19 protein-coding genes are annotated in these 23,199 nt (G+C 72.1%); 10 read left to right on the top strand and 9 right to left on the bottom strand.

Annotation, left to right across the window (positions count from 1 at the left end; genetic code table 11):
* Positions 1 to 61: 61 nt before the first annotated feature.
* The gene (locus ACERZO_RS47025) at positions 62 to 1,195 is read right to left on the bottom strand and encodes an MFS transporter (RefSeq protein WP_372672499.1); all 1,134 of its coding nucleotides are present in this window, start codon (positions 1,193 to 1,195) and stop codon (positions 62 to 64) included.
* Between the two features lie 88 nt (positions 1,196 to 1,283).
* On the opposite strand from ACERZO_RS47025, the gene ACERZO_RS47030 reads away from it, so the two are divergent.
* Positions 1,284 to 1,844 (top strand): TetR/AcrR family transcriptional regulator, encoded by a 561-nt coding sequence (locus ACERZO_RS47030; protein ID WP_372672500.1) that lies wholly within the window; start codon positions 1,284 to 1,286, stop codon positions 1,842 to 1,844.
* Here the strand turns inward: ACERZO_RS47030 and ACERZO_RS47035 are convergent.
* Entirely contained in the window at positions 1,841 to 2,122 is a 282-nt protein-coding gene (locus ACERZO_RS47035; RefSeq protein ID WP_372672501.1) for a hypothetical protein, read from the bottom strand. The two genes, ACERZO_RS47030 and ACERZO_RS47035, sit on opposite strands and share 4 nt — an antisense overlap.
* A gap of 67 nt (positions 2,123 to 2,189) precedes the next feature.
* Positions 2,190 to 3,182, bottom strand: coding sequence for a CobW family GTP-binding protein (locus ACERZO_RS47040; protein WP_372672502.1), 993 nt, complete (start codon positions 3,180 to 3,182; stop codon positions 2,190 to 2,192).
* A gap of 418 nt (positions 3,183 to 3,600) precedes the next feature.
* Between ACERZO_RS47040 and ACERZO_RS47045 the strand changes: the two genes are divergently transcribed.
* From ACERZO_RS47045 to ACERZO_RS47055, 3 genes are all read left to right on the top strand, one after another.
* A complete protein-coding gene (locus ACERZO_RS47045) occupies positions 3,601 to 4,752 on the top strand; it encodes a nitric oxide synthase oxygenase (protein WP_372672503.1) in 1,152 nt (383 codons plus the stop codon).
* A gap of 109 nt (positions 4,753 to 4,861) precedes the next feature.
* The gene (locus tag ACERZO_RS47050; RefSeq protein ID WP_372672504.1) at positions 4,862 to 5,368 is read left to right on the top strand and encodes a flavodoxin domain-containing protein; all 507 of its coding nucleotides are present in this window, start codon (positions 4,862 to 4,864) and stop codon (positions 5,366 to 5,368) included.
* A gap of 79 nt (positions 5,369 to 5,447) precedes the next feature.
* Entirely contained in the window at positions 5,448 to 6,743 is a 1,296-nt protein-coding gene (locus tag ACERZO_RS47055; protein ID WP_372672505.1) for an MFS transporter, read from the top strand.
* A gap of 49 nt (positions 6,744 to 6,792) precedes the next feature.
* On the opposite strand, the gene ACERZO_RS47060 is transcribed toward ACERZO_RS47055, so the two are convergent.
* The 3 genes from ACERZO_RS47060 to ACERZO_RS47070 all read right to left on the bottom strand — a co-directional run bounded on the left by ACERZO_RS47060 (position 6,793) and on the right by ACERZO_RS47070 (position 10,030).
* Positions 6,793 to 7,314, bottom strand: coding sequence for an STAS domain-containing protein (locus ACERZO_RS47060; protein ID WP_372672506.1), 522 nt, complete (start codon positions 7,312 to 7,314; stop codon positions 6,793 to 6,795).
* Between the two features lie 130 nt (positions 7,315 to 7,444).
* Positions 7,445 to 8,941, bottom strand: a complete 1,497-nt coding sequence (locus ACERZO_RS47065; RefSeq protein ID WP_372672507.1) for a sialidase family protein — start codon at positions 8,939 to 8,941, stop codon at positions 7,445 to 7,447.
* Positions 8,942 to 9,061: 120 nt separating this feature from the next.
* A complete protein-coding gene (locus tag ACERZO_RS47070) occupies positions 9,062 to 10,030 on the bottom strand; it encodes a YeiH family protein (protein ID WP_372672508.1) in 969 nt (322 codons plus the stop codon).
* A 70-nt stretch (positions 10,031 to 10,100) separates the two neighbouring features.
* Here ACERZO_RS47070 and ACERZO_RS47075 point away from each other — a divergent pair, with 70 nt between their 5' ends.
* The 3 genes from ACERZO_RS47075 to ACERZO_RS47085 all read left to right on the top strand — a co-directional run bounded on the left by ACERZO_RS47075 (position 10,101) and on the right by ACERZO_RS47085 (position 13,166).
* Positions 10,101 to 11,003 carry a LysR family transcriptional regulator gene (locus ACERZO_RS47075; protein WP_372672509.1) on the top strand — a complete coding sequence of 301 codons (903 nt, stop codon included), beginning with the start codon at positions 10,101 to 10,103 and terminating at the stop codon, positions 11,001 to 11,003.
* 195 nt (positions 11,004 to 11,198) lie between these two features.
* Positions 11,199 to 11,978, top strand: coding sequence for a PadR family transcriptional regulator (locus tag ACERZO_RS47080; protein WP_372672510.1), 780 nt, complete (start codon positions 11,199 to 11,201; stop codon positions 11,976 to 11,978).
* 156 nt (positions 11,979 to 12,134) lie between these two features.
* Positions 12,135 to 13,166 carry a class I SAM-dependent methyltransferase gene (locus tag ACERZO_RS47085; RefSeq protein WP_372672511.1) on the top strand — a complete coding sequence of 344 codons (1,032 nt, stop codon included), beginning with the start codon at positions 12,135 to 12,137 and terminating at the stop codon, positions 13,164 to 13,166.
* 1 nt (position 13,167) lies between these two features.
* On the opposite strand, the gene ACERZO_RS47090 is transcribed toward ACERZO_RS47085, so the two are convergent.
* On the bottom strand, positions 13,168 to 14,487 hold the full coding sequence (locus ACERZO_RS47090) for a M14 family zinc carboxypeptidase (RefSeq protein WP_372672512.1): 1,320 nt from the start codon (positions 14,485 to 14,487) through the stop codon (positions 13,168 to 13,170).
* Between the two features lie 171 nt (positions 14,488 to 14,658).
* On the opposite strand from ACERZO_RS47090, the gene ACERZO_RS47095 reads away from it, so the two are divergent.
* Positions 14,659 to 15,120, top strand: coding sequence for a hypothetical protein (locus tag ACERZO_RS47095; RefSeq protein WP_372672513.1), 462 nt, complete (start codon positions 14,659 to 14,661; stop codon positions 15,118 to 15,120).
* Between the two features lie 23 nt (positions 15,121 to 15,143).
* Here ACERZO_RS47095 and ACERZO_RS47100 read toward each other — a convergent pair whose 3' ends face one another.
* Both ACERZO_RS47100 and ACERZO_RS47105 read right to left on the bottom strand, forming a co-directional pair.
* Positions 15,144 to 20,621 (bottom strand): ATP-binding protein, encoded by a 5,478-nt coding sequence (locus ACERZO_RS47100; RefSeq protein ID WP_372672514.1) that lies wholly within the window; start codon positions 20,619 to 20,621, stop codon positions 15,144 to 15,146.
* 273 nt (positions 20,622 to 20,894) lie between these two features.
* Entirely contained in the window at positions 20,895 to 21,134 is a 240-nt protein-coding gene (locus ACERZO_RS47105) for a hypothetical protein (RefSeq protein WP_372672515.1), read from the bottom strand.
* A 111-nt stretch (positions 21,135 to 21,245) separates the two neighbouring features.
* On the opposite strand from ACERZO_RS47105, the gene ACERZO_RS47110 reads away from it, so the two are divergent.
* Complete coding sequence (locus ACERZO_RS47110) at positions 21,246 to 21,563, top strand: hypothetical protein (protein ID WP_372672516.1); 318 nt, start codon at positions 21,246 to 21,248, stop codon at positions 21,561 to 21,563.
* Positions 21,564 to 21,649: 86 nt separating this feature from the next.
* Positions 21,650 to 23,152 carry a CehA/McbA family metallohydrolase gene (locus tag ACERZO_RS47115; RefSeq protein WP_372672517.1) on the top strand — a complete coding sequence of 501 codons (1,503 nt, stop codon included), beginning with the start codon at positions 21,650 to 21,652 and terminating at the stop codon, positions 23,150 to 23,152.
* The last annotated feature ends 47 nt before the right edge of the window (positions 23,153 to 23,199 follow it).

The raw sequence follows: 23,199 nt of genomic DNA on the forward strand, positions 1-23,199 counted from the left end.
GAGAGCGCTACAAGACACGAGCCGGTCGGGCGACCGAGGCGGCCGTGGGCCGGCAATCGGCTCACTCCGGCGGTGCGAGCCGCGGCGAGAGCTGGCTCCAGGCGGCCAGCGCCACCAAAGCCGTCACGCCGAACACCGCAGCCTGCCCCATCCCCGAAGCCGCCGCGCCGGCTAACGGCGCCGCCGCCGTCTGGCCGGCGCCCAGTCCCGCGAACGACCACGTCACCCCACGCGCCGGCCGCTCGGGGAACAGCCGCGCCGCCCACAGGATGCACAACCCCGTCAGTGCCATGTACGTCAAACCGAACAGCGCGCTCGACACCAACGCCCCAGGCAACCCCGGCCGGGGCAAGGCCAGCAAGCCGATCCCGACGGCCGCCAACGTCCACACCATCACGTTCGCGGACCGCAAGCCCACCAGCGAGGCCAACCGGCCGGACAGGCCGCCGAACAACCCCGCCACGCCGATCACGCACCAGCAGCACGTGACCGCAACCGGGCTCAGACCGGCCTCCACCAGCCGCGAACTCGAGAACGTCCAGTACGGCGCGCTCGTCACCCCGATCAGCACCGAATTGACCACCAGCGGCGCCATCCCACGCGCCGGGACGGAATCCGGCAGCACCGCCGGCGCCCGGGGCAGCACCCGCCAAGCGAGCAGCGTCACCACCACGCCCAGGGCGGCGAACGCGGCCCAGATCGCGGGCCAGCCGAACGCCAGCAGCGGCGTGAACGCCGACGCCGCCAGCCCGAGCCCGGTCCCGGTGTTCGCCCACGTCTGCGCCCGGTCGCGCACGCTCGCGCCGACCGTGCGGCCGATCAGCTGGGCGACGCCGGGCGAAACGAGACCCGCGCCGGCGCCCGCGACGACGATCCCCGCCCCGAACACCACCACCCCCGGGGCCGCCGCCATCAGCGCCAGGCCGAGCGTCGCCGACGCGCCGGCCAGGACCACCGTGCCGTGCGCCGACCGGCGGGACGTGGCCGGCGACACCAGCAGCCCGAGGCCGTACCCCGCCGTGGACAAGCCGCCGAGGACGCCGACGCCGACGGCCGTGAGCCCGAACGTCTCACTGAACCGCGGCACGAACAGCCCATACGCGTAGCGCGCGAAGCCGTAGCAAAGGGCGATCACGCTCGCCCCGGCCGCGGCGGTCGACCACCACACGGCCGTCCGTTCCGTATCGAGAGCCATACCGTCACCAAACAGACAGGTCTGTCTGTTGTCAATCGATGATACGATCAGTGCAGGCCAGAGGCATACCGATCAGTGGGGAGAATCCGTGGGTCGCACCCCTCCCGGCGCCGCGCGAGCGAAAGTGCTCGAAGCCGCGTCGACGCTCTTCTACCGCGACGGCATCCACGCCGTCGGCGTCGACACGGTGGCGGCCGAGGCGGGCGTGACGAAGGCGGCCCTCTACGGCAACTTCGGTTCCAAGACCCGGCTCGTCGTCGCCTACCTGCGGGAGCGCGACCGGCGCTGGCAGGAGGAGATCGACCGGATCACGGAGGCGCACGTCGACCCGCGGGGCCGGGTGCTGGCGGTGTTCGACGCCTACGAGGCCTGGCTGGCCCGTGACGACTACCGCGGCTGCGCCTTCCTCAACGCGACCTCGGAGTTCCCCGACCCCGACGACCCGGTCCGCGAAGTCGTCCGCCACCACAAGACCGCGCTGCACGGCTTCCTGCGCGCCCAGCTCGAACGCGGCGGCCGCGCCGACGCCGGAACGCTCGCGGACGAGCTGATGCTGCTGCTCGAAGGCGCCGCGGTCACGGCCGTGGTCGCCCGGAACGCGCAACCGTTCCGCACGGCCAAGCGGCTCGCGGAGACCTTGACCGCCTAGACCCCCAGGTCCAGCGAGAGCTGGCCGAGGTCATCGCCGGACGGCGCGACGCGGATGCCCGCCGGGGGCGCGGGCAGCGTCGCCACGCACGCCGGGCAGGGCGCCACCTCCGACGTCGTCAGGTCCACCGGCTTCCAGCTGCGGGATTCCCGCTCACCGCACGCCGAACGCCGGTAACGCAGGTCGCCGGAGCGGGTCATCAAGTGCGCCAACGGCACTTCTTCGGGCAGCACGCCGACCCGGTACCAGCGTGGCGCGCTCACCGCGGTGGTCGTCATGGCCGCCAGTCTCCGTCGCCGCTCCCGCGCCTGGGGCGCATTTGCCGATCTTCGGCGTGGCGGGGCGTCAGGCCTGGTCGGGCAGGTACCGGAGGATGTGCAGCAACCCGCGCTCGTCGACCACCGACGGGTCCGGCGCGACGCACGCCGCCAGCTCGGTGAGCACCGCGTCGGCGTCGATGCCCGCGCCGATCAGCACCAGCTCCGTGCGCGGGGGCCACGCCGACCGCTCCAGCTGCACGAACCCGCCCACCGTGTGCAGCTGGAAGCGCGCGTCGGCGCCGAAGTCCGCCTGGCCCTTCATGCGGTACAGCCCGGCCGGGCGCCGCTCGAGCCAGTCGACGAACGCCTTCGGCGCCAGCGGCGTCTCCGCGGTGAACGTCACCGTCTCGTACGCGGCGTGCAGGTGCTCGGTGTGGTCGTGCTCGCGCAGGTCGTCGAACGACAGCTGGCCGACGCGCTCGCCGCGGGGTTCGGGGTCGAAGAACAGCCGCGGGTCGACGCGCCCGTGCGAGGTGACCAGCAGCGGCCGGCCCGGTGCCAGCTCCTCGACCGTCGCGGTGACCTTCGCCAGCTCCTCCGCCGGCACCCGGTCGGCCTTGTTCAGCACCACGAGGTCGGCCAGCCGCACGTGGTCGGCGAGCTCGGGGTGGCGCTCGCGGGCGGATTCGAACTCGGCGGCGTCGACCACCTCCGCCAGCCCGCCGTAGCGGATGTCCGGGTTCTCGCTGGCGATCATCAGCCGGATCAGGTCGCGCGGCTCGGCGATGCCGCTGGCCTCGACGACGATGACGTCGATCCCCGCTTCGGCCGACGAGAGCCGGCCCAGCATGGCATCGAGCCCGCTCGCGTCGACCGCGCAGCACAGGCACCCGTTGCCGAGCGAGACCATGGTGTCGACCTGGCCGGCCACGGCGAGCGCGTCGACGTTCACGCTGCCGAAGTCGTTGACCACGACGCCGACCCGGGCGCCCTCGCGGTTGGCGAGCAGGTGGTTGAGCAGCGTCGTCTTGCCCGCGCCGAGGAACCCGGCGACGAGGACCACGGGGATCTTGCGCACAAAACGACTCTAGCGCCGCGCGCGGGCACGCGAGTACACGGGGGACCGGCACCGGAGAAGGCCATTCGACGAATACCCTCGAAAAGACGAAACCGGTCGGTCGGCAAAGGATCACGCCGGTTCGACCGTCCACAGTGATCGATTCACGATAAATGCGGTCCGGCATGTCCGGATAACGCTTGGTAGCAGTTATTTTTCCGGCGTTTTCGCTGGCGGGAACGGAATCTGCGGACGCGGCGGGACGCCGTTCACGTCCGGTGGATTGCGTCCGCGAGAACGTGGGGTACTCTCCCCGGCCTGGCCGGAGGCGTTGCGGTGGCAGCGGCTTCCGGCCTGCCTCGTCGCCGGCGACCATCGGAGGAACGGTGAACCTTTCCGTCGGGATGCAGTACACGATTCCGGAGAGTGGGGAAGCTCGATGACGGTTACACCCGAGCGGGTGACACCCTCGCTGCCGATCTACCAACGCGTCTCGGGGGAGCAGAACGTCAATTCCGCGGCGGCGGAGGAATTCCTGGACCGGATGTTCGCCGAAGGCGCCGCCGACGAGGGCGACCGCTTCGAGACCCGGCTCGCCCAGGTCCGCGCGGAAATCGCCGAAACGGGCACCTACCGGCACACCGCGGCCGAGCTGGCGTACGGCGCGCGCGTCGCGTGGCGCAACTCCGCCCGCTGCGTCGGCCGGCTGTACTGGCACAGCCTCCGGATCCGCGACCGGCGCCGGGTCACCGGCGCCGCCGCGATCGCCGGCGAGTGCGTCGCCCACCTGCGCCAGGCCACCCGCGGCGGCCGGATCCGGCCGACGATCACCGTCTTCGCCCCGGACACGCCCGCCACGCCGGGGCCGCGCATCCACAACGAGCAGCTGATCCGGTACGCCGGGTACCGCCTGGACGACGGTTCGGTCCTCGGCGACCCGCGCTACGCCGAATTCACCGAGCGGGTGCGAAGACTCGGGTGGCGGCCGCCGGAACGCAGAGGCTCCTTCGACGTCCTGCCGCTGCTGATCGAGGCCGAGCCGGGCGAGCCGCGGCTGTTCACGCTCCCCGCGGACGCCGTCCTGGAGGTGCCGCTGACCCACCCCGACCACCGCTGGTTCGCCGGGCTCGGCCTGCGCTGGCACGCCGTGCCGGCGATCAGCAACATGCCGCTGGAGATCGGCGGCGTCACCTACCCCGCCGCGCCGTTCAACGGCTGGTACGTCGGCAGTGAGATCGGCGCGCGGAACCTCGCCGACGAGCAGCGCTACGACCTGCTGCCGGTCGTCGCCGAGCTGATGGGCCTGGACACGGCGTCGGAGCGGACGCTGTGGCGCGACCGGGCGCTGGTCGAGCTGACGCTCGCCGTGCAGCACTCGTTCGACGCCGCCGGCGTGACGATGGCCGACCACCACACCGAATCGCGGCGGTTCCTGTCCCACCTGGACCGCGAGGAGCGGGCCGGCCGGCGGTGCCCGGCCGACTGGAGCTGGATCGTCCCGCCGCTGTCCGGCGGCCAGACGCCGGTCTTCCACCGGTACTACGACCCGCCCGATCCCGAGGAGCGACCCGCGTTCCTCTCACCGGACTGAGTTGCCGAGACGGGCCGGGAGCCACGGAGAGCAACGCCGGAGCGCCCGTATGGCGGATCGTGGGCGGCCCGCGGCGCAGGACGGCGCGACAGGGCCGACAATGGGACGCATGACCGCAGTCCTCGTCGCCTACGCCGGGCGCCACGGCGGAACCCGGCAGATCGCCGAGGTCATCGCCGCCGAACTCGGCGAAGCCGGCCTGAGCGTGGACGTGCGCGACGCCGCCGACGTCGCCACCGTGGGCCACTACGCCGCGGTCGTCGTCGGCAGCGCCCTGTACTACCACCGCTGGCGGCCCGAGGCCGTCCGGCTGCTGGAGCGCAACGCCCGGGCGCTCGCCGAACGCCCGGTGTGGCTGTTCCACAGCGGACCGTGCGGCCCGGGGGCCGCCACCCACCAGGTCAGCCTGCCGGCGAACGTGGCGCTGCTCGCCGCGCGCATCGACGCGGAGCGCACCGCGACCTTCGGCGGCCGGCTGGACCCGGCGACCGTGCGCGGGCTGATCCCGCGGCTGATGGCGTCCGGGCAGCGCGCGGGCGACTTCCGCGACTGGGACCGGATCAAGGCGTGGGCCCGCGACGTCGGCCGGCGCGTCCGGACGCGTGTGACGCTCTGACCCTCTTGCCCGCGCGGGCCGGTGGGTGCTAGACCAGCCCTGAGGTCTTCCGGTGAAGAACCGACGGGACGGGGCAAACGTGACGGAACGGCAGGCGGCGCCCGCAGGAGGCAAGAAAGCGCTTACATCCGATCAGCGCAACGCGTTCCTCGCGGCGCTGCTCGGCTGGAGCATGGACTCGTTCGACTACTTCCTCGTCGTCTTCGTCCTCGCGGACATCGCGAAGGACAAGTCGTTCGGCGCGACGGCGACCCAGCTGGCGTTCATCACCACGGCGACCCTGGTGATGCGCCCGGTCGGCGCCCTCCTCTTCGGCCTGTGGGCCGACCGGGTCGGCCGGCGCGTCCCGCTGATCGCCGACGTCCTGCTGTACTCGGTGGCCGGCCTGCTCTGCGCGTTCGCGCCGAACTTCACGATGCTGCTGGTCCTGCGGTTCGTCTACGGCGTCGGCATGGGCGGCGAGTGGGGCCTCGGCGCGGCGCTGGCGATGGAGAAGATCCCGGTCGAGCGGCGCGGGTTCTTCTCGGGCCTGCTGCAGGTCGGCTATTCGATCGGGTACCTGCTGGCCGCGCTCGCGTACCTGCTGTTCCACTCCGCGCTCGGCCTCGAGTGGCGCTGGATCTTCGTGCTGAGCATCTTCCCGGCGCTGATCACGCTGCTGATCCGCGCGCGGGTGCGCGAGTCGGAGGTCTGGGAAGCGACCCGGGAGAAGCTGAAGGTGACGCGGACGTCGGTCAAGGACGTGCTGCTGAACGGGAAGGTGATCCGCCGCTTCGGGTACCTGATCCTGCTGATGACGGCGTTCAACTGGATGAGCCACGGCACCCAGGACGTCTACCCGAGTTTCCTGAAGGCCCACGACAACGGTGGCGCCGGGCTGAGCGCGTCGACGAGCACGTGGATCGCGGTGCTGTACAACGTCGGCGCGATCATCGGCGGCCTGACTTTCGGCACGCTGTCGGAGCGGCTGGGCCGCCGCCGCACGATCGTGACGGCCGCGGTGCTGGGCCTGCCGGTGATCCCGATCTTCGCGTTCGACCACGGCGCCGGGATGCTGGCGCTGGGCTCGTTCCTGATGCAGATCATGGTGCAGGGCGCGTGGGGCGTGATCCCGGCGCACCTGACGGAGATGTCACCGGACGCGATCCGCGGCTTCTACCCGGGCGTGACCTATCAGCTGGGCAACCTGCTGGCGGCGCTGAACCTGCCGATCCAGCAGGCGATCGCGGAGTCCCACGGGTACTCCTCGGCTCTCGTGTGGACAGTCGTGCCGGGACTGGTGGTGGTCGCGGTCCTGACGGCGATCGGCAAGGAGGCCAAGGGAATCCGGTTCGGCGAGTCGGCGGTGACGACGGCCCCGGCGGAGGCTCGGTAGACCCGGGCGGCGACGGCTTTCGCGCAGGTGACCGGCCCGGAGCGGGCGGTCACCGAAGCGTCGTCAACCGGGCCAGGATCTTCAGCCACTCGATCGCCTCGGCCGTCGTGAGGTGCAGCGGGAGCGCCTCGGCCAGCCCCAGCGCTTGGATCGCCCGTCGGACCACCGGCGTGCACCCGGCGATCGCGAAGGGGACGCCGGCCTTGCGGGCGTCCGCGGTCGCTTCGAGGAGCACGGCGACGCCCCGGGCGGAGCAGTGGGTGGCGCCGGCCAGGTCCAGGACGAGGACCGGCGGGGCCAGGTCGAGCTCCTCGGTGAGCCGCGACCGCAGGCGCAGGCTGCCGGCCAGGTCGATGTCGCCGTGCGCGGAGAGCACCGCGGCCTCGGCGGTGGTGGTGACGACGAGCTCCATCCCGGGGTCCGCGTCACGGCGCAGGCTGTCGTAGTAGCGGGTCATCAGCGCATCGATGTCCAGGCCGGCGGGGTAGGGCACGGCGTCGATCTCCCGGGCCCAGGCACGGAGAGCCGCCAGCACCTCGCGGTGCCGGGCGTCGTCCTCGGGCCAGACCATGTCGGTTACATCGCTCCGGGGCCACGATTCGCAACATCGGGGTCACCCACTCGGCCCAATGACGGTGTTACGGCGGCGGGCGGCCGCCGTGCCGACCGGGGCGGCCGGCAACCCGGCCGCCCCGAGGACCTCAGCTGCAGTGCTCGAACTCGCTGGTGTAGGCCTGACCGTCCACCGCGCCGCCCCACTTGACGCACTTGTCCGCCGCGGCCGCCGTCACCGGGCCCGCGAAGTACGAGAACGCTCCCGAGTCCGTCACCCGCGTCGAGCCCTGGACCTCCAGGTACGCCGACGTCTGCGTCGCCGTTCCCGCGTTCGTGCTCTTCATCGCGCTCACGCAGTTCTTGCCGTTCGACGCGTTGTACGACAGGTACACCGTGCCCGCCGTGCCGAGCGGGGCCTGGTCGATCACGCTGTACCCGCCGCCGCACGCCGGGGCGCCCAGCTGGGCTTCCGACACCGCCGCGTAGCGGATCGTGTCGTTCGCGTGGAACTCCGGGCCCGCTTCGAACAGCACGCCGATCGACGACTGCGACAGCTGCACCATGTCCGAGTACGCCGCGTCGTCGCCCCAGACGAGCAGGCTGCCCGCCGTGCCCGTCCAGTTGGCGCCTTCGTCGAACGACGAGTGGATGCGCAGTTCCTTGCGACGGTCGCAAGTGGACGGTGCGGCGAAGACGATCCGGTTGTACTTGCCGCCGGTGTCGGTCGCGCTCATCCGGGCCGTGGAGCCCTCGACCGTCGGGGTGACGAGGTCGGTCGCGAAGGCGAACTTCGAGCTGAACGTCGCGCCGCCGTCCGAGCTGATCGCGAACGCGCGGTTGTGCGTGCCGTCCGAGAGGCACTTGTCGTCGCTGTTGGCGTCGTTGCGCGCCGCGGCGTAGACGCGGCCGTCCTTCAGCTCGGTGACGCTGATCTCCTGCGGGTTCATCAGGTCCGATGTGGACGTGTCGGTGGCGCCGCGGTGCCAGGTCGCGCCCTGGTCGTCGCTGTACACGAGCGATCCGGTGTTCTTGCCGCTGATCGTGTAGCTCATCCCGGCGACGATCCGCCCGGCGTGCGCGCCGCGCGTGAGCACGATGCCGTGCGACGGGCCCGTGGCCAGCCAGCCGGGCGCGCTCGCGAATCCGAGCTCGGTGGTCAACACTCTCGGGGCGCCCCAGGTCTTCCCGTTGTCCTCGCTGATCGACACGCGCGGGATGCGGCCGCAGGAGGGGTTGGTGTAGCACTGCATGGTCGACAGCAGCACGATCCGGTTGCTGCCCGGGATGACGATCGGCGCCGGGTTGCCCTTGGTGTCGCCGTTGGCCTTGATGACGGTCTGCAGCGCGCTCCAGGTCTTGCCGCCGTCGCTCGAACGCTTCAGCACGAGGTCGATTTCGCCGAGGTCGGCGCAGGTGCCGGCGCCGCCGTTGCGGCCCTCGGCGAAGGCGAGCAGGTCGCCGTTGTTGCCCTTGACGATGGTCGGGATGCGGTAGCAGTCGTGGCCCTCGGTGTTCTTGGTGAACACCAATGTGCTGGCCACGTCGGCCGACGCGGTGGTGGCGCCGACGGCCGCCGGGACGGCGACGGCGGCGCACCCCAGCAGCCCGGCCAGGAGGCCCTGGGCGAGTCGGGTGATCTTCACGGTGAAAGCTCCCTACGGATTCGTTCTACGTCCTACGTCTCGGCGGTAGCGTCGACGCGGCCCGTAGAAGACCCGTACAACCCGGCGTATAACGAACTATTCATGACCGGGTGGGAAACATCAGGTGAACGCGGCCAGCGTGCCGAAGCCGGTCGCCGCCACGAGAAGCGTGGACAGGAGACCCAGGAGCAGTGCCCGGCCGCCGCCGCGCAGCAATGCGCCGAGCCGGACGGCGCAGCCGAGGCCGAACAGCGCTCCGGCGAGCAAGAGCGTCGACGCCGTCTTCGCGACGTCGAGCGCGAACGCGGGAACGAGCCCGGTGCTGCGGACGGCGACCATCGCGAGGAACCCGAGGACGAAGAGCGGGACCAAGGGGGTGTGCCCGCCGCGGCGGGTGCGTTCGGCGGCGCCGGCCAGCGCGACCACCGGCGCCAGCAGGACGACCCGGCTCAGCTTGACCACGATGGCGACGGTGACCGCGGCGGCGCCCGCGGGCCCGGCCGCCGCGACGACCTGCGCGACCTCGTGCACCGAGATCCCGGCCCAGCTGCCGGTCCGGGTCGCGTCGAGGCCGAGGACGTGCGCGAGCAGGGGGAGCACGCCGAGGGCGAGACTGCCGTAGCAGGTGACGAGCGCGACGGCGGTCGCGACGTCTTCGTCCTCGCGCTCGACGACGCCCTCCATCGCCGCGATCGCCGACGCGCCGCAGATCGAGAACCCGGTGGCGACGAGCAGGGCGAGACCGCGCCGCACCCCGACCAGCCGGCCGAGGGCGAGGGTGCCGAAAAAGGTGACCGTGACCGTCACCACGACGGCGGCGAGCGTGCCGGCGCCGAGCGCGAGCACGGCGGGGACGGCGAGCTGCAGCCCGAGCAGGACGACGCCGGCGCGCAACAGGCGTTTCGTGAGGCGGGCGACGGCTTTGCGGTGCTCGTCGGTGAGCAACGGCGTGCTGCCGGCGACGATGCCCAGCACGACGGCGACGGTGAGCGCGCCCGCGACCGGCCAGACCGAGCTCAGTGCGTACGCCGCGGCGACACCGAGTGCGGTGATCGCGAGACCGGAGGTTTTCGCCGACGTCATGGCCATGCTGCCAGCGTCGCCGGGTTCGCGGGCGCGCGGTAGCCGTCAGTCCGGCCGGAGGTCATAGACTGAGGCTATGACCGGACCGGATCTGGACTCGTTGCGCCTGCTGGTGCTCGTCGACGACCTCGGCAGCATCGGCCAGGCGGCCGCGGCGCTCGGCATCGCCCAGCCGTCGGCGAGCAAGCGTCTGTCTACTTTGGAGAGACAATTGGGACTGTCCCTGGTGGACCGGACGCGCCGCGGCTCCGCGCTGACCCCGGACGGCCGGGTGATCGCGGGCTGGGCGCACCGCGTCCTGACCGAAGTGGACGGTTTGCGCACGGGCGCGGAGGCGCTGCGCACCCAGCGCGGCGCGAAGCTGCGGGTGGCGGCGAGCATGACGCTGGCCGAGCACTTCGTCCCCGCGTGGATCGGCGAGGTGAAGCGGACCGGGCCGGACACGTACGTCGGGCTCGAGGTGGTGAACTCCGAGCACGTCGCGGATCTGGTCGCGCGGGGGAAGGTGGACCTGGGGTTTGTCGAGTCGCCGGGGCCGTGGCCGGGCCTGGCGACCCGCCGGGTCGCGGCGGACCGCCTGGTGGTCGTGGTCCCGGCGGGCCACCGGTGGGCGCGCCGCCGCCGTCCGCTCACGGCGGCGGAGCTGGCAGCGACGCCGTTGGTGGTGCGGGAGCCGGGATCGGGAACGCGCGACACGGTCGAGGCGGCGTTGCGCCGGGCGGGAGCGGGGGCGGTGACGCCGTTGCTGGAGCTGGGGTCGGCATCGGCGGTGCGGAACGCGGTGATCGCGGGGGCGGGGCCGGCGGTGATCAGTGAGCTGGATGTCGTGCGTGAGGTCGCGGGGCGGAGGTTGGTGCCGGTGGCGGTCGCGGGGGTGGAGCTGGGCCGGGTGCTGCGGGCGGTGTGGCCGGCGGGGCGGCGGTTGACGGGGCCGGCGGCGGAATTGTTGACCTTGGCGGTGCAGTCCGGGGCGGCTTGAGGTCAGCTGGGCTGGGCGGATGTGTGGGTCGCGGCCTGAGGTCTGCCGGAACCGCGCGGTGGTGGGAGGTCGTGGCCGGGTCGACCTGCCCGCGTTCGCCGGTGTGGTGCGTTCGATTCGAGCCGGAGGTTGCCGTCGATCGGACGGCGATATATCGTCGTAGTGTCGGCGATACGGCGAACTGAGGAGGCAACCATGGAGATGAGCGCAGGCGCGAACCGGATGTTCGGGGGTTTCGGGGGCGGGCTGTTCGGTGGGCACGGTCACCCCGGTCACGACCACGGGTTCACCGGCCACGAGGACTTCGACCCCGGCCCTCACCTGGCCCGCGGTGGCTTCCCGCCCCACCCGCCCCACCCGCCGCAGCCCCCTCGGCCGCCGGGGCCGCCCGGAGCGCCGGGTGGGCCTGGTTTTCCCGGCTTCCCCGGTGGTCCCGGCTCCTTCGGCGGGCCTGGTGGCTGGTTCGGCGGGGCGGGTCCGTTCCAGCGGGTCCAGGAGTTCCGCGGGCGGGGGCCGAGCCGTCCGGTGCGGCCGGCCGTGCTCGCGCTGCTCGCCGAGCAGCCGATGCACGGCTACCAGCTCATGCAGGAGATCCGGCGCCGCACCAACGAGCGGTGGCGGCCCAGTCCCGGGTCGGTCTACCCGATCCTGCAGCAGCTGGAGGACGAAGGCCTGGTGCACACGGCCGAGACCGGCGGCCGTCGCGTGGCCGAGCTGACCGATGCCGGGCGGGAGCACGTCGCCGGGCGGGAGGCCGAGTTCGCCGCCCTGTGGGAGGAGCCCGAGGAGGCGCCCAACGCCGACCGCTTCGCCGCCTTGTGGCACGCGCTGGGCGAGCTGTCCGGCGCGGCCGCCCAGGTGGGGCACAGCGGCACGGAAGCGCAGGTGGCCGAGGTGAAGAAGATCCTCGCCGACGCGCGGCGCCGGGTCTACGCGGTGCTCGCCGACGCCGGCCTCGAGGACGAGGAAGCCTGACGGCAACCGGCCCGGAGCCGGGTCGGCGGTTGAGCTTGCCCTGGGCAGTCCGGCTGCCGGCGCGCCCAAGTCGCCGAAACGGCCGACCGCGCAGGCAGTCGCGCCGGGCGGATCGTCCACTTCGGACGGTCTGCCCGGCCGGTAGACTCAGGCCGCATGGAGGAAAAGGACTTCGCGGCCCACCTCACGGCTACCCTCACCGGCAGCGCCCTGACCATGCTGCTCGGCGTCGGGCACCGCACCGGGCTGCTCGCCGCCGCCGCTCTCGGGCCGGCCACCAGCCCCGAACTGGCCGCCCGCGCCGGACTCCACGAACGGTACGTCCGCGAATGGCTCGGCGCCATGGTCACCGGGGGCATCTTCACCCTCGACGCCGGGAAGTACACCTTCCCGCCGCAGCACGCGAAGTTCCTGCTCGGCGAGACCGCGGCGAACCTCATGCCGTCGCTGCTCACGCTGAGCGCCTTCACCGGCATCCTGCCCGATCTCGAACGCAGCTTCGCCGAAGGCGGCGGCGTCCCGCGGTCGGCCTACGGGCCGCATCTCGAAACACTCGGCGCGAAGACCGGCGACAGCTGGAAGCACATCTACCGCGAGCACCTCGTCGACGGCTTCTTCGGCGCGGTCCCCGGCCTGAAAGACCGGCTCACGGCCGGGGTGCGCGTGCTCGACCTGGGCTGCGGCACGGGGAACGCCATCGCCGTCGCGGCGCGTGCGTTCCCCGCGTCGCGGTTCACCGGCATCGACATCAACGAAAACGTCGTCGAACAGGCGCGGGAGGCCACCAAAGACCTGCCGAACGCCGAATTCGTCGTCGGGGACGCTGCGCACCTGGTCGGCGACTACGACGTGATCACCGCCTTCGACGCCGTCCACGACCAGGACCGGCCCGACGTCGTGCTGCGCCGGATCCGTGACGCCCTGGACGAAGACGGCCTGTTCTTCATGGTGGACACCAACTTCTCGAGCCACGTCGAGAACAACGTCGGCAACCCGATGGCCGCACTGTGCTACTCGATCAGCCTGATGTACTGCACCACGACGTCGCTTGCGGAAGGCGGGGCCGCGCTCGGGGCCATGTGGGGCACCGAGACAGCCACGGAAATGCTCGCGGACGCGGGGTTCGGGCACGTGAGCGTGCTCGAGTCCCCGCGTCCGCAGAACTGCATCTACGCCTGCCGGCCGTGACTCACTGCTGGTACGGCGCCGCCGCGGCCTTCGCGGCGGTGATCAGCGCGCCCTTGTTCTTCGGCCAGAACGTGCTGTCGACGCAGGTGTACCTCGGCAGGAAGCCGCCGCACGTCCCGCTGGAGCCGCCGACCTCGAACGTCACGCTCGCGACGCCCAGTTCGCCGTAGGTGAAGTCGTCGGTGGTGCCGCTCGTGTCGTAGCCGACGGTCTCCTCGTTGGTGCCGACGAGGTAGCCGTTCGACGCCGAGTACTTCGCGCCCAGGCGCCGGTACTGCGCGTCGTTCGGCGAGGTGGCCTGCGTGAAGCCCCACGGGATGATGATGTCGTTGCCGTAGCTGTGCAGCGTGATCATCGTGCCCTTGGCGGTCGACGGCGCGGGGTCGTTGTTCCCGGTGCCGCGCTGGTCCGGGAAGATCGCGCGGGCCAGCTTCTCCAGCGCCTGCACCTCGGGTTCCGAGCCCGCGCTCACGCCCTGGTAGGTCTCGGCGCAGGCGGAGTTCGAGTCGCCGCCCCACTTGAACGTCGAGTTGCGGTTGAGGTCGACGCCGATGTTCGTGCCCGTGCAGCTGCCGCGGGAGTTGTTCGCGTTCTTGCGCTGCAGCTTCGGCGAGTTGCCGCCGGAGGCGACGATGTCGACGCCGTCCGGGTTGGCGATCGGCACCACCCACACCTCGGTGGTGTCCAAAATGGACTTCGCGGTGGCGTCGGTGGCGTAGCCGTCGGCGAGGTAGTCGATCCAGCGCCAGGCGAGCTCGCCGGTCGACAGCTCGCGCGCGTGGATCTGGGCCATCAGGAAGAACTTCGGCTTCGGCGACGTCGTCGAGAGCGTGCAGTCGCCGGACTGCTTCTTGGTGAGGCAGAGGGCCTGGATGTCGTGCCCGCCCTGGCCCTTCGTCTTCTTCCACGACTGGCCGATGGTGTACTTCGTGGCCAGGTCGGGGTGCGCGGCGGCGACGGCGGTGAGGTGGTTCTCGTGCGCGGTGACCGTGCGGTACCCGCCGTAGTAGGTGTCCGCCGCCAGGGAATTCCCCTGCGTGGGAAGTTCTTTGTAGACGGTGTCGTAGTAGGACGGCCGGAAACCGCGGGCACGCAACTGGTTCGCGACGGCCTGCCCGCCGACGACGAAGACGGCACCGGCGTCCCCTTCCTCGACGTCGAAGCCGGCGTTCGTCAGGGCCTGCGCCTGGGCGGCGGTGGCCGGGACGCGCCAGAACACCGGCGTGTCCGCGGGCTGCGCGGTGGCCGGGCTCCCGAGCAGGGTGGTGAGCAGGACACCGGTCGCCGCGAGGGCGAGCCGGGACAGGGACCTTGACGCCATCGGGGGATCTCCTCACGCCGCACGGATGGAGGCCGGCACCCGTGGTCACCGTACCGGCACGGACAGTGTGTCGGCGGGGACAAAACCGCCATACCCCCGAAAGTCGCGACTGTTGTCACGGAGCGGGTGATCGGGACGACTCGACAGGCGAACCGGTAGTGAGGAGCAACGATGAACTGGTCGTCGGTGTCCGCGGTCGCGAGTGCCTGCATCGCCTTGGCCGCGGTCGTGTTGAACGTCGTTCTCTTCCGGATGGCGCGGCGGGCCGAGCGGGACCGGGCCCGGCAGCAGCGGATGCCCGTGCTCGTGGCGTTCCGCGAGCCGGACGGGACCATCCGGGTGGTCAACGTCGGCTGGGGACCGGCGACGAACGTTTTCGCCGCGGGCCGGAAGTCCGGCGGCTGGGCGGATCCGCTGCACCTGACGCCGATTCCGGCCGGCGGCGAGGAAGTCCTTCCGGCCGGGTACGGGCGCGGCGTCGCCGTGTTCGGGTTCTCCTACACCGATCCGCTCGGCGCGCCCTACTCGACGAAGATCGGTGACGCCGGAACGGAAGTCACGCCCGGCCGGATCCTCCCGGCCTGGGAAGGCGTGGAGATCCCGTACGCGAGCCGGGGCCGGTCACCTCGGTGACCGGCCCCGGCACGAGCGACTCCCTACTGCTTCAAGCCGTGCTCGATGGCTTCGATGATCCGCGGCCGCAGCTCGGCCGTGCTGATGATCGCGTCCACCGAGCCGACCTCCACCGCTCGCTGGATGCTGTGGACCTTGTCGAACTCCGCCGCGATCTCGCTGACCTTCTCCGCGCGGACCGATGACTGGGCCTCGGCCAGCTGGGCGCTCAACGCCGCCCGGGAAGGCGCGTCGGCCGCCGCTACCCGGGCCTGCAGCTCCGTCACCCTGGGGTCGTTCGCCGTGCGCTTGGCCACCTCGCCGGCGAACACCACCGCCGCCGCCGGGGCGCCGCCCAGCACCGAGGCGAACGAGCCCTCCAGCGCCAGCACCGTCATGTTCGGGTTCAACGCCTTGGAGAACACCACGAACGCGCCACCGTGGTAGCGCGAGATCACGGTGAACACGATCGGGCCCTCGAAGTTGACGATCGCCCGGCCGATCTCCGCGCCGTACTCCAGCTGCAGCTTGCGCAGCGACTCCGGCGAGCCGTCGAAGCCCGACAGGTTCGCCAGTACCACCAGCGGCCGGTTGCCGGACGCCGCGTTGATCGCCCGGGCCGTCTTCTTCGACGAGCGGGGGAACAGTGTGCCCGCGGTGTAGGTGTCCGGGCCGTCGGTGGGCGGGAAGCCGCGGCGGGGGACCGACCGCGACTCGATGCCGACCAGGCAGACCGGGCGGCCGCCGATGTGCACGTCCTGCACCGCCGCGGTCTCCGCGTCGGCCATGCCCGCCCAGCGCTCCAGCACCGGGTGGTCCTGGTCGGACAGCGCGCGCATCACCGTGCGGATGTCGAACGGCTTCTTGCGGTCCGGGTTGTGCTCGGCGGAGAAGATCTCCCCGACCGTCGTGAAGTCGCTGCCGACGATCGCGTGCGGGAACGCCGAGACGTCGCGGTCGACCGGGTCGTTCGTGCCGACCTTGCGCGGCCCGGTCTCACCCGGCACCACGTACGTGTGGTCGTAGTGCGCCATCAGCACTTCGCGCGCGGCCGGCAGGTTCGGCGCCCAGTACTGCGCCTGGCCGTTCGGGCCCATCACGCGGTCGTAGCCGCCGATGCCGAAGTTGTCCTCGGCCGACACGCCACCGGAGAAGTCGAGCGCCTGCTTGCCGGTGAGGACCATCGCCGAGTCCGGCGTCATCACCAGGACACCCTTGGTGTGCATGAGCATCGTGGCTTCGGCGTTCCAGTACGGCTGGGCGCCGACGTTGATGCCGTTGACGACGATGTTGATCTCGCCGCCGTCCTGGGTGAACGTGACGATCCGCTTGAGCGCCGCGGCGACCCAGTCCATGTTCTCGGTGCCCGAGGACATCGAGATCCGCGCGCCCGAGGACAGCGCGAACCACTCCAGCGGCACCTGCATGCGCTCGGCGAGGTCGAGCGCCGCGATGACGCGCGAGCACTCCGGCTCCGACAGCGCCCCGAGCGACTTGGTCGGGTCGCCGAGCAGCACGACCCGCGTGACGCCTTCGGGGTGCCGCGCGGTCGGGGTCGTGACGACGCCGGCGACGATCGCCGCGCTGTTCTGCCCCTTCGGCCGGTCGACCGGCACGAGGACACCCGAGGAGTCGAGGTCGTGCTCGGCGAAGGTGCCCTCAGCGCCGGCGAGCAGGTCGGTCAGCTCGTACGGGTAGACGTTGCCGCGCCGAGCCGCGCGCAGCACCTTCAGGCGGTAGTCGTCGAGGGGCTTGACCGGCTCGGTCGACGGCGGCCCGACGTGCAGCCGCGCGCCGTGGCCGGGGTCGAAGGTGATCCGGACGGCGAGCTCGGCCAGCTTGCCCGCGTCGGTGCGCCGGCGGGCCAGGAACTGGACCTCCTCCAGCCCGGCGCCCACCGACGTCGGCAGGATGCGCTGGACGAGGGTGTTCAGCTCGTCCGTCGTCAGGTCCGTCGGCGGCCAGATGTACATCATGATCCGGTTGGTGTCGAACCGCTTGTTCTGCGGCCGCTGCGCCTGGATGTTGCGGATCGCGTCGAGGCACGCGGTGACCGCGTCCTCGAGCGCGGGCAGCGCCACCAGCCGGCCGTCGGCTTCGCGCAACGGCGTCAGGTCGCGGACCTGGCCCATCGCGATCAGCCGCTCGTCGGCCGGGTTGCTCTTCGCCACGGCCTTGAAGAGGTAGATCTCCTCGTCCGCCGACGGCAGCCGGGTCAGGTCGAACTCGTGCAGCCGCTGCAGCTGCAGGCGGTTCGCGATCTGCGGGTGCAGGCCGCGGATCAGCCGGTCCTCGGCGAAGCCAGTCGAGCCACTGTCGTCGCGGCGGAAGGTGAAGTGGTGGTGCATCACCGCGCCGCCGGTGCCGGCGACGGTGACCACGATCCGGCGGACGCTCGCGGGCACCCCGTGCTCGGCCAGCAGCGCGCCGAGCCGCTCGGCGGTCGCGTCGACGTCCGGCTGGTCCTCCCAGCGCAGGTACAGGTCGGCGACGACGCCGTCGGTGGCCACCTCGCCGAGCGCGCGCAGCGCGTCGGGCAGGGCGGCGAAGTCGACGGCCGTGGTGACCAGCGGCAGCGCGCCGTCGGGGGTGTTCAGCTCGGCGGTCAGCCAGCGGGAGCCACCGGCGTCGCGGACGGCGACCCCGGTCAGCCGGCGGTTGCCGTAGTAGCGGCGGGTCAGCACTTCCAGCAGCGGCGCGTGGTCGCGGCCCGGGCGGCCGATCCGCTGCCCGATCAGCCGGACCAGGGGCTGCGAGCCGGTGATCATGGCCTGGATCCGCTCGGCGCGGTCCGCGGCGTCCGGGTGCTGGTCGAGGTAGCGCAGCTCGGTGCGGACGGCGGCGTAGACCTCGGCGCGGTGGCGGCGCAGCAGCGGCTGGGCGAACCAGCGGAAGACCACGCCGCGGGCCAGGTCGGACACCGCGGGGAAGCGGACCTGCGTGGCCTCGACGACGTGCTCGAGCGTCCGGCCGGCGCGGTCGCTCAGCGCCTCCGCCGGCGGCGGCCCGGTCAGCCACTGCCGCAGCAGCTCGGAGACGACGGCGATGTCGGCCGAAGTCCGTTGCTGCGCCAGGAAGATCCGGAAGACCGCGGCCTCCAGCTCCGGCGTGCGCTCCAGGTCGGTGACGCCGTAGTGGCCGACGACCTTGGTCAGCTTGGCCTGGAAGCCTTCGGTGACGCCGGCGCGCTCGACGTCGAGGCTCTGCAGGTAGCTGTGGAAGAACTCGCGCGGGCTGTGCACGGCACCGTTCGGGACGGTGTCCTCGCCGCCCGGGGTGTTGCGGCTCAGCTCGGACAGGTCGGCGAAGACGGTGAGCAGCTCCAGTTCGCCTTCCACCGGACGGCCGCCCAGCTCGGTCCGCGCCGCGACGTACGCCGCCAGGACGCGCTTGCGCTCGCCCGGGTCGACGTCGAAGCCGAGCAGCAGGCTGCGCAGGTCCTGCAGGCCGCGCTCGACGCGGTCGGCCGCGGAGACGTCCGCCGCCTCGGCCGGCAGGTCGATCTCGACGGTCTCGGTCTCCTCGGCGACCTCGTCCTCGGCGCCGTCGGCCAAGGGCTCCAGGCGCATCAGCGGCGCGCCGGTTTCGACCTGGCTGCCCACCGACACCGGGCATTCGCGGACGCGGGCGCGGAACGGCGCGCGCAGCACCGTTTCCATCTTCATGCTTTCCAGCACGAGGATCGGCGCGTTGGCCTCGACCTCGTCGCCGACGGCCAACGGGGTCGCGACGACCAGCGCGGGCGCGGGGGAGCGGACGACGCCGCCTTCGTCGCGGCTGACGCGGTGGGTGACGCCGTCGACCTCGACGAGGTGGATCGGCCCATGCGTGGCCGCCACCAGCCGGAAGGCCTGGCCGTTGACGCGGATCCGGCCGCTGTGGGCGTCGAAGCGGTCGATCTCGACGTCGGCGTGGTGCACCTCCGACGTCCCGGCCGAAACGCCGACGCGGAAACGCTTCCGGCCGATGCGCGCGACGCTGACGCGGTAGCCGACGCCGCGGAGCTTGAGGTCGAGCGGGCGGCCGGTCTCGTGCTGGACCTGCGGTCGGCCGCCGTGCGCGGTGGCCAGCAGCCGCTGGACGGAAACCTCTTCCTCGTCCTCGTAGGCCTCGATGGCGGCCGCGGCGAGCGCGACCGCGGAGTGCCGGTGGGTGACCAGGCGGCCTTCGGCGCGGACGCGGTCGATCCAGCCGGTGTCGGCGCTCGCGTCGATCACCTCGGGCTGGTCGAGCAGCTCGAGCACGAAGCTCTTGTTGGTGGCGCCGCCCTCGATGATCACGGTGGTCTCGGCCATCGCGCGGCGCAGGCGGCCGAGCGCCTCGTCGCGATCGCGGCCGTAGGCGATGATCTTGGCGATCATCGAGTCGAAGTCGGCGGGGATCGTGTCGCCCTCGCTGACGCCGGTGTCGACGCGGATGCCCGGGCCGGCGGGCAGCGCCAGCCGCGCGATGCGACCGGGGGAGGGCGCGAAGTCGCGGTCCGGGTCTTCGGCGTTCAGGCGCGCTTCGACGGCGTGGCCGAGCTCGGCCGGCTGGGTGCCTTCGAGCTTGCCGCCACCGGCGACGTGCAGCTGCAGCCGGACCAGGTCGGTGCCGGTGGTGATCTCCGTGATCGGGTGCTCGACCTGCAGGCGGGTGTTGACCTCGAGGAAGGCGAACAGCTTCTCGCCGGGGTGGTAGAGGAACTCGACGGTGCACGCGCCGCGGTAGCCGACGGCGACCGCGAGCCGCTCGGCCGACGCCTTCAGCTCGGCGGTCTGCTCGGGCGAGAGGACGGGGGAGGCCGACTCCTCGATGATCTTCTGGTTGCGCCGCTGCACCGAGCAGTCGCGGACGCCGAGCGCCCACGCCGTCCCGCCGTCGGAGATCACCTGGACCTCGACGTGCCGGGCGCCGGTGACCAGGCGCTCGAGGAACACGACGCCGGACCCGAAGGCGCGCAGGGCTTCCTGGCTGGTGCGCTCGTAGGCGTCGGCGAGGTCCTCGCCGGAGGCGACCATGCGGATGCCGCGCCCGCCGCCGCCCGCGGTCGCCTTGAGCATCAGCGGGTAGCCGATCTGCTCGCCGGCCTTCAGCGCGTCCTCGAGGGTGGCGACCTCGCCGCGGCTCCACGGCGCGACCGGCACGCCGACCTCTTCGGCGATCAGCTTGGCGCCGATCTTGTCGCCGAGCTTGCGCATCGCGTCGGCGCTCGGCCCGACGAAGGTGACGCCGACCTTCTCGCACAGTTCCGCGAAGGCCGGGTCTTCGGCCACGAAGCCCCAGCCGACCCACGCGGCGTCGGCCTTCGTCTCGACGAGGGCGCGTTCGAGCTTCGCCAGGTCGAGGTAGGGGCGGGCGGAAGCGGGCCCCAGGTCGTAGGCCAGGTCGGCCTCACGGACGAAGGTGGCGGTGCGATCGGCATCGGTGTAGAGGGCGACCGTCTCGATCTTCGTGCCGGTTTCCGCCGACAGATCCCGGACGGCGTGGATGAGCCGCATCGCGGCCTCTCCGCGGTTGACGATGGCGACACGATTGAACACCGGCTGAGCCTCCCAAGTACCCACGCACAGAAGGCGACGCACCTGTCCTGGGGCGTCGCCTGCACCTGTCTACACCCTGCTGGATTACCGAGGGGTAGACCAATGTCCGCCATGGCGCATGCCGAGGCGGCTGCGTTGTGGAGACCCCACAAAAAGCGACCCGCGCCACACCGCCGGGGCCGCTTTTCTCGCGAGGACTCTCACAAAGCACGCTGCGCAGCTTACGGCGGCGACGGCTGGGGAAACATCCGGTGAAGCGAAGATAAGGGTGGGTCAGGAGGCGAGCAGGACGTCCGACTCCAGCACCTGGCTCAGCTCGCGCTGCTCGGCTTCCGACAGCGGAACCGCGGCAACGCTGCACCGTCCGTCCGGCCCCGGGGCCGTCGTGATGGCGAGCACCGGCTGTCCGTCGATCTCGCGAAGGGTCACCCGGCCGCCGCAGGACAGGTCCACGCTGACCCCGGGCCGGTCGCGATGCCTGCCCAGCCAACGGCTGACGAAATCGAAGGTCATCGCGGTCTCCCCTCGGTACGCACACCCCTTGGAAAGAGGTGTCGGTAGTTAATGCCCCGGATACCTCGGGTTTACACCCGATGGTGGTGAAAACTCCGCCATCATGGCCTGATGGAACTCGGGCAACTGGCCGCGACCGCGCGGGACCTGTTCACCGCCAAGCTGGTCTACGGCGATCCGGTGGAGCGCGACGGGACCGTCGTCATCCCGGCCGCGGCCGTCTTCGGTGGCGGGGGCGGCGGTGGCGACGACACCGGCGCGCTGCCCGTGCGCGAAGGCGCCGGGTTCGGGGTGTTCGCCCGGCCCGCCGGCGCCTTCGTCGTCCGCGGGGACGCGGTGACCTGGGTACCCGCGGTCGACCGCACGCGGCTCGGGCTGGCCGCCGCCGTCACCGTCGTCGCGCTCGCCAAGATCCTTTCGCGGCGCTGACCCGACGGCGGAAGTTCACCGCCGGTTCGCGCCCGCGTTCGCGTCGCTCACCTAGCGTCAGGCTGTCTTTCGATGCGGAGGTACGCATGAGTTCTGGGGACTTCGGCCGGCGCGCGCTGCTGGCGGGTGGAGTGGCGGCGGCAGCGGGGCTGCTTCCCGGCGTCGCGTTCGCCGACCAGCCGGGCGGCACCGGCAGCCAGACCCGGACGGTCACCGGCACGCTGAAGCCGGACGTCCCGGACTGGTACTACCTGCCCGTCGACGTCCCGCGCGGGGTCCGGCAGATCGACGTCGTCTACTCCTACGACAAGCCGCCGGTGCCCGCCGGGACCCGCGGCAACGCCTGTGACATCGGGATGTTCGGCCCGGAGGGCCACGACCTGGGCAACGCGCGCGGCTTCCGCGGCTGGTCCGGCGGCTTCCGCGACCGGTTCTCGATCAGCGCGTCCGAGGCCACGCCGGGCTACCTCGCCGGTCCGATCAAGCCGGGCCGCTGGCACGTCATCCTCGGCCCGTACACGGTCGCGCCGCAGGGCCTGAACTACAAGGTGGACATCACGCTCACCTTCGGGCCCGACGCTGCTCCGTTCGTGCCGAAGCCGGCGCCGGAGGCCGCGCCCGCCCGGGAGCGCGGCCGCGCCTGGTACCGCGGCGACGGCCACCTGCACACCGTCCACTCCGACGGCCGCCGCACCCCGGACCAGCTGGTCGCCGACGCGCGCGCCGCGGGTCTCGACTTCATCGTCTCGACCGACCACAACACGTCCAGCTCGCAGCTGGTCTGGGGGAACTACGCCACCGACGACCTGCTGATCCTCAACGGCGAAGAGGTGACGACGAGGTCCGGGCACTGGCCCGCGATCGGCCTGCCCGCCGGCACGTGGATCGACTGGCGCTACCGCGCCGCCGACCCGCGGGACTTCCGCCGCTTCACCGACCAGGTGCACCGCGCGGGCGGCCTGGTCACCGCCGCGCACCCGTTCGCCAACTGCTTCGGCTGCACCTACGAGTTCGCGTACGAGATCGCCGACCTGGTCGAGGTCTGGAACGGGCCGTGGACCCAGGACGACGAGGCGAGCGTCATCCACTGGGACGGGCTCCTGCGCGGCGGCCGGTTCATCCCGGCGATCGGCGACTCCGACGCGCACAACCCGGACCAGCGCGTCGCGCTGCCGCACACCGTGGTCCTCGCCGACCGGCTGCGCCGCAAGGAACTCCTCGAGGGGCTGAAGGCGGGCCGGTCGTGGCTGGCCGAGTCGTCGGCGGTCCAGCTGGACTTCACGGTGTCCGGCAGCGGGCGCACGGCGGGGATCGGCGAGCGGCTGCCGGCCGGCACCGGGACGCCGGTGACCGTGCGCGCGGTGGTCGCCGGAGTGCCGGGGACGACGGTGACGTTCCTCGACCAGCTGGGGCCGGAGCACACGGAGACGATCGGCGACGGCGGCGCGGCGACGGTCACGTGGACGACGTATCCGCGCTACTCGCGGTGGGTGCGCGTCGAGGTCCGTCGCCCGTCCGGAGGGCCGAACACCACTCAGCCGAACGCGATGGTGGCGATGTCGAACCCGATCTTCCTCGGGGCGGAGTAGCCAACCTCCGCCCGGTGCGCCGCGTCCTGCCTTTGGCAGACTGGTGC

The organism is Amycolatopsis kentuckyensis (assembly GCF_041679295.1).
GTDB classification, from domain to species: domain Bacteria; phylum Actinomycetota; class Actinomycetes; order Mycobacteriales; family Pseudonocardiaceae; genus Amycolatopsis; species Amycolatopsis kentuckyensis_A.